Here is an 11,898-nt window from a genome sequence, read left to right as displayed (position 1 = left end):
TAGCGATATGCGTGCCATCCAAGGAAATAATGTAAGCCCTTGATTTATATGTACAAATAAAAATAAAAAGAACAACGCTGTGCAAATCTTTGCGCGAACACGCTGTTTCTCCGACGAGATTTGGCACAGATCGGTCTGCCCCACGTCCGCGCACAAATAGATGGAACCGCATTGCGGCTGCGCTCCACTCAGGACCCATGACCAGGCCCCGAACCGAGCTATCCAGAGCCGACTTATGAAGATCGCCGCCCCCATTGCCCCACAGGCATTGCAAACACCCGCGATCGCGCCGGCAAAAATGCAGGCGCCTGCGCCCGCGCCGCTGCATGTCAATCCGCCGAACGTCAACGGCACCTCGCCGCAACAGGTCGCGCGGTTCGCCTCGGCACTGGTTCAGCAGAGCCGCAGCCTCAGCCAGCGGGAGCTGCTGGCCAGCGGCAACGCGCTGCAATCCCGGGCGGTGAAACTGGGCGAGCTGTATCAGCTGTTGATGGGGAGCCAGGACAAAGGCCTCGACGACGCCGCGCGCAACTTGCGCAAGCAGTTGCAAAACCAGAACGCGTCGAGCCTGGCGCAGATTCTGAGCTACACCGACGGCGACCCGGCCAAGGCCCATGTGATGCTGCAGGCGGCGAGAAAGCAGGCCCAGGCCGACGGCGAAATGGGCGAGCACGTGGTGCTGAGCCAGCAGCTCAAGCAACTGCGTCGCCAATACGGCAAGCGCACCCGGGCCGGCATCAATAGCGCCAAGGCGTTTTCCCGGCCGACCTCGGAAAAACGCCGCGGCACCCTGCGCAATCTGTACAGCGTGGCGGTGGCCGGGCAGCAGAACATCACCGGGCTGATCGACGCGCTGATCAACGAACAGGAAGAGCCCGGCGAATTCGAGCTGAACCTGCGGGACATGCGCAGCGCCCTCGCCGACGATCTTTCATCCCTCACCCCGTCCACCTCGCCGGCGCAACTGCGCACCTTGATGCATGGCCTGAACACCGCGCGGCACGTCACCACCCTGCTGCGCAGTTGCGAGCATCTGCTGGGCCGCATGCGCAACAAAAATCCCGGGCTGCAAGTGGATGCGGCGGCCTTTCTCAAACACCTGCTGGCGCTTTCGGGCAAGGGCATGAGCCTGGGCGAAACCCTGCAGCTGACGCAACACATCGGCGGCAAGCAGCTCAAGCATCAACTGGCGTTTCTCAACGGGCTGCGGCCCATGCTGCAACAACTGCCGATTCTGCTCTGGCGCGACCTGAAAAGCCGCCAGAACGCCTTGGGCAACCTGCTCATTCTCATGGCCGAACTGACTCGGCAGGAACAGAACCAGCTCCAGGGGGGCCTCGCCTGATGGATCGTGTCATTAACCTGCTCAATGCGATCGCGCTTGCCGCCATGCGCCGCTCGGAAATCGTCGGTGCGTTCGTGGTCATCGCCATCGTGTTCATGATGATCACCCCGCTGCCCACCGGCCTGGTGGACGTGCTGATCGCCATCAACATCTGCATTTCCTGCCTGTTGATCATGCTGGCGATGCACCTGCCGCGCCCCTTGGCGTTCTCGACCTTTCCGGCGGTGCTATTGCTGACGACGATGTTTCGTCTGGCGCTGTCGATTTCCACCACCCGCCTGATCCTGCTCAATCAGGACGCCGGGCACATCGTCGAAGCGTTCGGGCAGTTCGTGGTCGGCGGCAACCTGGCGGTAGGCCTGGTGATCTTCCTGATCCTCACCGTGGTCAACTTTCTGGTGATCACCAAGGGTTCGGAACGGGTGGCGGAAGTCGGAGCTCGGTTCACCCTCGACGCGATGCCGGGCAAGCAGATGTCCATCGACAGCGACCTGCGCGCCAACCTGATCAGCGTCCACGAAGCGCGCAAGCGGCGCGCCGAACTGGGCAAGGAAAGCCAGCTGTTCGGCGCCATGGACGGGGCCATGAAGTTCGTCAACGGCGACGCCATCGCCAGCCTGATCATCGTCGCCATCAACATGATCGGCGGCATCGCCATCGGCGTGGTACAGCACAACATGACCGCCGGCGACGCCTTGCAGGTCTATACCGTGCTGACCATCGGCGACGGCCTGATCGCCCAAATCCCGGCGCTGCTGATTTCGGTCACCTGCGGCATGATCATCACCCGCGTGCCGAGTGGCGAGAACGGCGTTGAAGCCAACATCGGCCGGGAGATCGCCGAGCAGATCACCAGCCAGCCCAAGGCGTGGATCATCGCGGCGGTGGCGATGCTCGGCTTCGCCGCGTTGCCGGGCATGCCGACGGCGGTGTTCGTGGTCATCTCGATCATCTGCGGCGTCGGCGGCCTGCTCCAGCTGCACCGCGCCAAGCCCAAGGCCGAGCAGGCCCAGGCCGTGGCCGTCGCGCCGGAAATGAACGGCCGTGAGGACTTGCGTACCTTCTCCCCGAGCCGTCAGTTCGTGATGCAGTTTCACCCCAGCCAGAACCCTGCGCAGATCGAAGCGCTGGTCAGCGAAATCCGTCAGCGACGCAATCGGCTGGTCGTGCAATACGGCCTGACCCTGCCCTCGTTCATCATCGAAACCAGCGAGCTGTTGCCGCCGGACGAGTTTCGCTTTTCGGTCTACGAGGTCCCCCTGCTCCGGGCCACGCTCAGCCAGACCCACGTGGCGGTCGATGCGCGTTCAGTGGAAGGCCTGCCGGAGTCGGCCTCGCTGGAGTCAGCGGTGTACGGCAGCCTCGAGCGCGAGGAAGGCCAATGGTTGTGGTTGCCGACCGACGCGCCGCAACTGCAGGAAGCCCACATCGAACGCATCGACGCGACCACGCTGATCATCGAGCGCATGGAGCGCGCGCTGCAGTCGTGCGGGCCGCAGTTCATCGGCCTGCAGGAGACCAAAGCGATTCTCGGCTGGCTGGAATCGGAGCAGCCGGAGCTTGCCCAGGAAATGCAGCGCGTGCTGCCGCTGGCGCGCTTCTCGGCGGTGCTGCAACGCCTGGCCTCGGAGTGCGTGCCGCTACGGGCGATCCGGGTTATCGCCGAAACCCTCATCGAACACGGCCAGCACGAGCGCGAAGTCACGGTGCTCGCCGACTACGTGCGCATCGCCCTGAAATCGCAGATCTACCACCAGTATTGCGGCCCTGAGGGCTTGCTGGTCTGGGTACTGACGCCGGAAAGCGAAGGCATTCTGCGGGACGGCCTGCGCCAGACCCAGACCGAAACCTTCTTCGCGCTGGACAACGAAACCAGCCAGTTGCTGGTCCAGCAGCTGCACATCGCCTTCCCCCTGCGCACCGCCCAGCGCGCGGTGTTGCTGGTCGCCCAGGATTTGCGCAGCCCGCTGCGGACCTTGCTGCAGGAGGAGTTCTATCACGTGCCGGTGCTGTCGTTTGCCGAAATCAGCAATGCGGCGCAGGTGAAAGTGCTAGGTCGCTTCGACCTGGAAGACGACTTCGAGAGCGATCACGAAGACGATCCGCACGCGCTGGATAACGAGTACGCCGCTTGAGTGCCTGGAGAGCGTCACATGTTTGAATTACGCGTATTGACCGGCCTGCACCAGGGCGCCGCGCTGCCGCTGGTGGGTGAGCAATGGGGCATTGGCGCTGACGCCGATCAGGATCTGGCGCTGCATGATCCCGGCGTCGAACAGCTGCACTGTCGCCTGCAACGCCAGGGCGAAGGCTGGCGGCTCAACGCTGCCGACGGTTCTATCGCCGATGAAGAGGGACACCTTCATGCCAGCACCCTGCTCACCCCCAACACCGCCTTTGTGCTGGGTTCGGTCTGGCTGTGCGTGTCCCCGGCGCAAGACCCCTGGCCTTCGCTGCCGGCGGTGATTCCTCAAGCGAAGTCCGAGCAGACGTCCCAGGCCGAAGCGCCGGCCAGCGCGCCGCTGGAAAAGGTCGAGTCGCGCTCGCGCTTTTTCAACCGCACCACCGGCGTGGTCATCGGCGTGTTGCTCGGCATTGCCGGCAGCGCCTGGAGCCTGAGCCGCAGCGCTGCGCCTTCGTCAGACGCGATGGCAATCAGTACGCCGGCGCAGCAGCTCGCTAAACAAGAGCCCGTCAGACCTTCGACCACGAAGGGCAAAACAACCGATCAGCCGGCGAGCAAGCGGATCCGGCTGACCAGCGTCGATGACGTCAAGCGCCAGCTCAACACCATGCTCAGCGAGCGTCTGCTCAGCGAAGTCAGCGTGGAGCAGACGCCCGACGGTCTGGCGTTGAGCGGCAACCTCAAGCCTGAATCGCAGTTGGTGTATCAGCGCATGCTTCAGCGCTTCAGGGACCGCTATGACACGCCGGTCGCGTTGATCGACAACGTCGCCGCCGGCACCAGTGGCCTGCCGTTCACCATCGTGCAGATCATGTCCGGGCCCCACGCCCATCTGGTCACGGCGGACGGTCGGCGGCTGTACGTCGGCGACGAGCTGGCCGGGCTGCGCCTGACCCGCATCGACGACAACCGCATCCAGTTCGACGGCGACCGCCATTACGAGGTGAGCTGGTGAACGCGGCGCTGGATCAATGGAAATCCGCCCACCATCAGCGCCTGAAGGGATTTTCTGCGGTGAAGGTCAGCGGCCGGGTCAGTGCCGTCAGCGGCATCCTGCTGGAGTGCCAGATCCCCGCAGCCAAGGTCGGTGACCTGTGTGAAGTGAGCAAATCCGATGGCAGCACCATGCTCGCGGAAATCGTCGGTTTTACCCGGGATTGCACGCTGCTCAGTGCCCTCGGCACCCCGGACGGCATTCAGGTCGGCGCGCACATTCGGCCGCTGGGCATGGCCCACCGCATCGGCGTCGACGACCGTTTACTGGGCAGCGTGCTCGACGGTTTCGGCCGGCCGCTGCTGGGGGATTCAGAAGGCGCATTCGCCGGCCCCGGTGATCGGCGCGTCACCCTGCCGGTAATCGCCGACGCCCTGCCGCCGACCCAGCGACCACGGATCAGCAGAGCGTTGCCCACCGGCGTGCGCGCCATCGACAGCGCGATTCTGCTCGGCGAAGGCCAGCGCGTCGGTTTGTTCGCCGGGGCCGGTTGCGGCAAGACCACCTTGATGGCCGAGCTGGCGCGCAACATGGACTGCGACGTGATCGTCTTCGGCCTGATCGGCGAGCGGGGCCGTGAGCTGCGCGAGTTTCTTGACCACGAACTGGACGCCACCTTGCGCGCACGTTCGGTGCTGGTCTGCGCCACATCGGACCGATCGAGCATGGAACGGGCCCGCGCGGCCTTCACCGCCACCGCCATCGCCGAAGCCTTTCGTGAGCGCGGCCTGAAAGTGTTGTTGCTGCTCGACTCCCTCACCCGCTTCGCCCGGGCCCAGCGCGAGATCGGCATTGCCGCCGGCGAACCCCTCGGGCGCGGCGGCCTGCCGCCTTCGGTCTACACCCTGCTGCCGCGCCTGGTTGAACGGGCCGGCATGAGCGAGAAAGGCTCGATTACCGCGCTCTATACCGTGCTGATCGAACAGGATTCGATGAACGACCCGGTCGCCGACGAGGTGCGTTCGCTGCTCGACGGCCACATCGTGTTGTCGCGCAAACTGGCCGAGCGCGGGCATTACCCGGCCATCGACGTACAGGCCAGCATCAGCCGGATCATCAGCAACGTCACCGGCCGCGAGCACCAGCAGGCGAACAACCGGTTGCGCCGTTTGATGGCGGCCTACAAGCAGGTGGAAATGCTCTTGCGCCTGGGCGAATACCAGCCCGGCAGCGACCCGGTGACCGACTGCGCGGTACGGCTGAACGAGCCAATCAATGCGTTTCTGCGCCAGGACCTGCGCGAGCCGGTGCCGCTTGAGGAAACCCTCGCCGCACTGATGCAACTCACCTCGCAACTGCCGGAGTGATGGCGTGGAAGAAGAGCTTGAAGTCGATCCGCAAACCCTCGCCATGGAACAGGTCATCAGCGTGCTCACGCCGCTGCGTCAGCATCGCCAGGCCAGCGCCGAACGGGCGCAACGGCAGGCGCAAAAAACCCTGGAGCACTTGCACGAGCATCTGCAGCAGACTCGCGATTCGTACGCGCAAGAACGCCATAACCAGCGCGAACGCCGGCAGGTGTTGAGCAGCGCCCACGTCAACAAGTCGATGTCGCTGGACGACCTCGAACGCTGGCACGAGAAGGAAAACCGCATGCTCGACCGGCTGGCTTATATCCGCCAGGACATGGCTCGCCAGCAGTTGGGCATCGAGGAGCAACAGCAGCGGCTGGCCGAGGCCAAAAACGCAGCGAAAGCGTCCCAACGGGCCGTGGAAAAACTCGCCTGCCTGGCCGAGGCCCTCAACGAAGAAGGTGAATCGACATGAACAGCCCGGTGCAACACCCGCCTCGCCCGCAACCGCAGCCCCGTGCCGAAACGTCGCGCGCGCCCTCGCCATCCCCTGCCGCGCCGGGCGACACGCGCCAGCCGTCGTCCCCTGTGCGTCGCGCCGATGCCGAACGCCTGCGCCGGCTGTGCGATGAATCCGCCTCGCCTGCCTCGTTGAGTGCTGACGGGATGTTTTTCTCCCAACTGTTGGTGCCGCCGGTGACGGAGCAGCAGAGCGAATCGGGTTTCGCCGGCAGCAGCTTCAGCACGTTGTTCCCCAGTGAAGGCGTGCCAACGCAGCTCATCGACGAGCTCGCCCAACGCCTGCCCCAGCAACCGGACGGCCCGTTGAGCCTGACCTTGCTGATGCCCAATCTCGGAAAGGTGCAGGTCAACGCCAACAAGCGCGACAACCAGTGGAGCATCGAACTGGGCTTCACCCGACGTGGCGTGCTGAAACGCTTGCAGCCCCATCAACGCAACTGCGAAAGCGCGCTGGAGCAGGCGCTGGGTTGTGACGTTGATCTGTCCTTTGAGGAGGCGCAGGGATGACGCCGGACATGAACTCGACCATGAATTCGGAGAGGAACTCGGGCATGAACGTGGGCACGAGCGACCTGAACACCGTAGGACCGGCTTTAGCCGGGAACCCGCCATTCAGTCCGCTGAAGATGCGGGAAGTCAGCGGCGATTTTGCCGAAGCCTCGCGTCTGCTCGGCGCCGGCGTGAGCTGCGGCTACACCGCCCAGGGTCAGCGCGGCGAGCTAACCCTGCGATCGATGCCCAACGATACAAACCGGGATGGCTCGCCCCTCGTAGGGCCGGCTTCAGCCGGGAGCGCGTCGTCGCTGACCTGGTTCGACAGCGCCCTCGGCCCCTTCGCCCTGAGCGACGCCGAAGCGGTGCTGAGCCTGCTCGGCGAGCTGCCGGTCACCCTCGGCGGCGAACATCAGCCGTGGTACTGGCAACTGGTGAATCAACGCATGAGTACCGAACTGGCGGAACTGCTTTGCCCTCTGCGGCCACTCAGCGATATCACTGCGCTGTCCGCCGAAGGCGAAAGCCCGAATACCGCGCCGATGACCTGCCGATTGCAACTGCGATTGGGTTCGCAGGTGTTGCACGCACAGCTCTGGGCCGAGGCGCGGGTTTTGCTGCAACTGCTCGGCAGCCATCACTGGCAGCCGCACCGGCAGAACGTCGCGTCAGACTGGCCCATCCGACAGCCGCTGGTGCTGGGCGAGCTGTCGTTGAGCCTCGACCAGTTGGCGTCGCTGCAACCGGGGGACGTGCTGCTGCCGTCGTTGTGTCATTTCGACGAAGAAGGCGGCGGCCGCCTGCAACTGGCGGGTCGGCAATGGGCAGTGCAGACGGACAGCCGCGCCCAGCAGCTGTATGTACGGTTCAGCCACGAGGAAGACTTGGGACATGGTCAATGAAGAATTGTACGAAGACGAGATCGAGGACCTTGCCGACGATGAGTCGACCGAGGACGCACTGAACAATGGCGCCGGCTACAGCCCTGAAACTGTCGACCGTGGGACCGGCTTTAGCCGGGAAGCTTTTCACGACGCCGAGCATCAAACCGCCGAAAACGAGTGGCAGGATGAAACCGCCTCCGATGGCTACGCGGACGAACCTTACGAGCCTCAATCAACAGAAACCCAGACATCCCTCGATTCCCTTGACCAACTGCCGCTGGCCCTGACCCTGCGCTGCGGCAGCCTCGAACTGACCCTCGGCGACCTGCGCCGCATCGCGGCCGGCACCGTATTACCCGTCAACGGCGTCACACCCGGCTTCGCCACCCTGTGCCACGGCGAGCGCGTCGTCGCGGAGGGCGAGCTGGTCAGCGTCGAGGGCCGCCTCGGTCTGCAGATCACCCGCATGGCGTCTCAAGCATGATCATGGACGGGATGAACCCGGTGATGCTGGCGCTGTTCCTCGGCGCCCTGTCGTTGATTCCGTTTCTGCTGATCGTCTGCACGGCCTTCCTCAAAATTTCCATGACCCTGCTGATTACCCGCAACGCCATCGGCGTGCAGCAAGTGCCGCCGAACATGGCGCTGTACGGCATCGCCCTGGCCGCGACCATGTTCGTCATGGCCCCCGTCGCCCACGAAATCCAGCAGCGGGTTCACGACCGCCCGCTGGAGATGGGCAGCACCGAGAAATTGCAGGCCAGCGCCAACACCGTCATCGAGCCGTTGCAACGGTTCATGAGCCGTAACACCGACCCGGAAGTCGTTGCCCACCTGCTCGACAACACCCAGCGCATGTGGCCCAAGGACATGGCCGACCAGGCCAGCAAAAGCGACCTGCTGCTGGCCGTGCCCGCCTTCGTTTTGTCCGAGTTGCAGGCCGGTTTTCAGATCGGCTTTCTGATCTACATCCCGTTCATCGTCATCGACCTGATCGTCTCCAACCTGCTGCTGGCGCTGGGCATGCAGATGGTCTCGCCGATGACCATTTCGCTGCCCCTCAAACTGCTGCTGTTCGTGCTGGTGCAAGGCTGGACGCGCCTGCTCGACAGCCTTTTCTACTCGTACATGTGAGGCGGTGATGGAAGCGCTGGCGTTGTTCAAACAGGGCATGTTTCTGGTGGTGATTCTCACGGCGCCGCCGTTGGGGGTGGCCGTGCTGGTGGGCGTCATCACCTCGCTGCTGCAGGCGCTGATGCAGATCCAGGACCAGACCCTGCCCTTCGGCATAAAGCTCGCCGCCGTCGGCCTGACCCTGGCCATGACCGGGCGATGGATCGGTGTCGAACTGGTCCAGTTCATCAACATGGCCTTCGACCTGATCGCCCGCTCCGGCGGCGCGCACTAGATGCCCTTCGACGCTCAGGGGCTGTTCGAACTGATGCTGGGCATGGGCCTGGCGGCCGCGCGCATCCTGCCGTGCATGATTCTGGTGCCGGCGTTCTGCTTTAAATACCTCAAGGGCCCGCTGCGTTACGCGGTGGTGCTGGTGGTGTCGATGATCCCGGCGCCGAGCATCAGCCGCGCCCTGTCGGGCATGAACGACGACTGGTTTTCCATCGGCGCGCTGCTGCTTAAAGAGGCGGTGCTTGGCACCCTCCTCGGCCTGTTGCTGTACGCGCCGTTCTGGATGTTCGCTTCGGTGGGCGCATTGCTCGACAGCCAGCGCGGCGCCTTGAGCGGCGGTCAACTGAACCCGGCGCTGGGGCCTGATGCGACGCCGCTGGGCGAGCTGTTTCAAGAGACGTTGATCATGCTGGTGATCCTGTCCGGCGGGTTGTCGCTGATTACCCAGGTGATCTGGGACAGTTATCAGGTCTGGCCGCCCACCGCCTGGCTGCCCGGCATGACCGTCGACGGGCTCGACCTGTTTCTCGAACAACTCAACCAGACCCTCCAGCACATGATGCTCTACGCCGCGCCGTTCATTGGTTTGCTGCTGTTGATCGAGGCCGCGCTGGCGATCATCGGGCTGTACGCGCAGCAACTGAACGTGTCGATCCTGGCCATGCCGGCCAAGAGCATGGCGGGTATCGCCTTCCTGCTCATCTACCTGCCGACGCTGCTGGAACTGGGCAACGGCCAGATCATGCAGCTCGCCGAGCTGAAGCATTTGCTCGGCCAACTGGTGCATGTGCCGTGAGCGAAAAAACCGAAAAGGCCACGCCCAAACAACTGCGCGACGCCCGCGAAAAAGGCCAGGTCGGGCAGAGCCAGGACCTGAGCAAACTGCTGGTGTTGCTGGTCGTCAGCGAAGTGACCTTCGGCCTGGCGGACGAAAGCGTCGCGCGCTTGCTGCACTTGATGACGCTGTCGTTTCAGGGCGTTGGCCAGCCCTTCATGCACACACTGGAGCAGGTCGCCAGCGAAGGCGCGAGCGTGTTGATCGGCTTCGTCCTTAGCAGCGTCGGCATCGCGATGTTGATGCGGCTGGTGGGCAGCTGGATACAGATCGGGTTTCTGTTCGCGCCCAAGGCGCTGAAGCTGGACTTCAACAAACTCAACCCGTTCGCCCACGCCAAGCAGATGTTCTCGTCGCAAAGCCTGACCACCTTGCTGCTCAGCATCCTGAAAGCCACGGCCATCGCGGCGACGCTGTATGTGGTGGTGAAGCCGTCGCTGGGCACGCTGATTTTGCTGTCGAGCACCGACCTGACGACGTACTGGCATGCGCTGTTGCAGGTGTTCCGGCACATTTTGCGGGCGACGCTGGGGCTGCTTTTGGTGATCGGCGCGGTGGACTTTGCGCTGCAGAAGTACTTCCACGCCAAGAAGCTGCGGATGAGCCATGAGGACATCAAGAAGGAGTACAAGCAGTCAGAGGGCGACCCCCATGTGAAGGGGCATCGTCGGCAGCTGGCCCATGAGTTGTTGAACCAGGCGCCGACCGCGCCGGCCAAGCCGGTGGAGGATGCGGACATGCTGGTGGTGAATCCGACCCACTACGCGGTGGCGCTCTATTACCGGCCCGGCACGACGCCGCTGCCGCAGATTCACTGCAAGGGTGAGGATGATGAGGCGCTGGCGTTGATCGCGCGGGCAAAAAAGGCGGGGATTCCGGTGGTGCAGAGTATCTGGCTGGCGCGGACGCTGTATAAGGTCAAGGCCGGCAAGTACATCCCGAGGACGACGCTGTTGGCGGTGGCGAATATTTATCAGATCGTGCGGCAGCTTGAGGAAGTGACGGACGAAGTCATTCGGATTGAAGATGTTTGACCTGCGTCTGGCAAGATCACGATCTAAAGCAAGATCAAGGGCGTCTGCCTAAGGGCAGACTGTTTCGCCTTCGGCGAGTTACTTGATAAAGCCCCAAGTAACCAAGGGCTTGTGCTCCTGGTTGGGCCCCTCCTGCGTCGGGGTTCCTTCACTCCGGTCTCGCTCCGTGGGCCCGCGCCGAACGGACATCCATGTCCTGACGGCGCTCTCGCCGCATCCATGCGGCTCGACCCGCTGCGCGAGACCTGCGTTCAGCCTGCACCCAAGTCGCGATTTGTGTCGCTTGGACTTCCTGCGTAGAAGATCAAAAGCAAAGGCGAGAGCGAAAGCAAAAGCAAAAGCTTCCCGGCTGAAGCCGGTCCCACAGGGTGTTCGCGTTGCTTTTTAGTGGGACCGGCTTTAGCCGGGAAGAGGCCGGTATGGGCGCTGGCAGTTTTGCAGACCGGACTACCTCCCTGTGGGAGTGAGCTTGCTCACGAAGGCGTTTGTACATCCGCTGAGTAGTGATTGTTTGCACTGCAGCATTCGCGAGCAAGCTCGCTCCCACAGGATGGGTGTCCGACCGCAGATTACTGATCGTTCCCACGCTCCGCGTGGTAACGCCACCCCGGACGCTCCGCGTCCCGCAGACGACGCGCATTCAGGCCTTGGGAGGTGACGCGGAGCGTCACGGGATGCATTCCCACGCGGAGCGTGGGGACGATCGAACGTCAGCGTTTGGACGGACCTCTTCCCGGCTAAAGCCGGTCCCACTAAAAGCACCGCTTGCAGTCAGTTAAACCGGCGCCGCCCCCCGTAGGACCGGCTTCAGCCGGGAAGAGGCCGGTGAAGTGGTCAACTTTTTCCGGACACCTCAATCGGTGATTGTCAGACCGCTTGCCGCTCGTACTGATTGGGCGTCATGTTGC

Annotated in this window: 12 protein-coding genes; all 12 read left to right on the top strand. The window is 63.6% G+C overall.

What is annotated here, in order from left to right; translation table 11 throughout:
• Nucleotides 1-235: 235 nt before the first annotated feature.
• Nucleotides 236-1,345: a type III secretion system gatekeeper subunit SctW gene (gene sctW, locus IFT47_RS24740; RefSeq protein WP_192174786.1), complete on the top strand. Its 1,110-nt coding sequence runs from the start codon at nt 236-238 to the stop codon at nt 1,343-1,345.
• The gene (sctV, locus tag IFT47_RS24735) at nt 1,345-3,480 is read left to right on the top strand and encodes a type III secretion system export apparatus subunit SctV (protein WP_192174787.1); all 2,136 of its coding nucleotides are present in this window, start codon (nt 1,345-1,347) and stop codon (nt 3,478-3,480) included. The genes sctW and sctV overlap by 1 nt, the downstream gene beginning before the upstream one ends.
• Nucleotides 3,481-3,498: 18 nt before the next feature.
• The gene (sctD, locus tag IFT47_RS24730; protein WP_192174788.1) at nt 3,499-4,485 is read left to right on the top strand and encodes a type III secretion system inner membrane ring subunit SctD; all 987 of its coding nucleotides are present in this window, start codon (nt 3,499-3,501) and stop codon (nt 4,483-4,485) included.
• Nucleotides 4,482-5,831, top strand: a complete 1,350-nt coding sequence (locus IFT47_RS24725) for a FliI/YscN family ATPase (RefSeq protein ID WP_192174789.1) — start codon at nt 4,482-4,484, stop codon at nt 5,829-5,831. The genes sctD and IFT47_RS24725 overlap by 4 nt, the downstream gene beginning before the upstream one ends.
• Before the next feature lie 4 nt (nt 5,832-5,835).
• Nucleotides 5,836-6,291: a YscO family type III secretion system apparatus protein gene (locus tag IFT47_RS24720; RefSeq protein WP_192174790.1), complete on the top strand. Its 456-nt coding sequence runs from the start codon at nt 5,836-5,838 to the stop codon at nt 6,289-6,291.
• A complete protein-coding gene (locus tag IFT47_RS24715) occupies nt 6,288-6,845 on the top strand; it encodes a type III secretion system HrpP C-terminal domain-containing protein (protein ID WP_192174791.1) in 558 nt (185 codons plus the stop codon). The genes IFT47_RS24720 and IFT47_RS24715 overlap by 4 nt, the downstream gene beginning before the upstream one ends.
• A 119-nt stretch (nt 6,846-6,964) precedes the next feature.
• A complete protein-coding gene (locus IFT47_RS24710) occupies nt 6,965-7,732 on the top strand; it encodes a type III secretion system protein (RefSeq protein WP_192174797.1) in 768 nt (255 codons plus the stop codon).
• Nucleotides 7,722-8,198 (top strand): FliM/FliN family flagellar motor switch protein, encoded by a 477-nt coding sequence (locus tag IFT47_RS24705; RefSeq protein WP_192174792.1) that lies wholly within the window; start codon nt 7,722-7,724, stop codon nt 8,196-8,198. Before IFT47_RS24710 ends, IFT47_RS24705 begins: the two co-directional genes overlap by 11 nt.
• A complete protein-coding gene (sctR, locus tag IFT47_RS24700; RefSeq protein WP_065989234.1) occupies nt 8,195-8,848 on the top strand; it encodes a type III secretion system export apparatus subunit SctR in 654 nt (217 codons plus the stop codon). The genes IFT47_RS24705 and sctR overlap by 4 nt, the downstream gene beginning before the upstream one ends.
• Before the next feature lie 7 nt (nt 8,849-8,855).
• Nucleotides 8,856-9,122 carry a type III secretion system export apparatus subunit SctS gene (gene sctS, locus IFT47_RS24695; RefSeq protein ID WP_192174798.1) on the top strand — a complete coding sequence of 89 codons (267 nt, stop codon included), beginning with the start codon at nt 8,856-8,858 and terminating at the stop codon, nt 9,120-9,122.
• Nucleotides 9,123-9,917 (top strand): type III secretion system export apparatus subunit SctT, encoded by a 795-nt coding sequence (gene sctT / locus IFT47_RS24690; RefSeq protein ID WP_192174793.1) that lies wholly within the window; start codon nt 9,123-9,125, stop codon nt 9,915-9,917. It begins immediately after the preceding gene.
• Complete coding sequence (gene sctU / locus IFT47_RS24685) at nt 9,914-10,990, top strand: type III secretion system export apparatus subunit SctU (RefSeq protein ID WP_192174794.1); 1,077 nt, start codon at nt 9,914-9,916, stop codon at nt 10,988-10,990. Before sctT ends, sctU begins: the two co-directional genes overlap by 4 nt.
• Nucleotides 10,991-11,898 lie beyond the last annotated feature (908 nt).

The sequence above is a fragment of the Pseudomonas sp. CFBP 13711 genome (genome assembly GCF_014842265.1).
GTDB lineage: Bacteria > Pseudomonadota > Gammaproteobacteria > Pseudomonadales > Pseudomonadaceae > Aquipseudomonas.
This window is presented reverse-complemented; position numbering and strand designations above follow the sequence as displayed.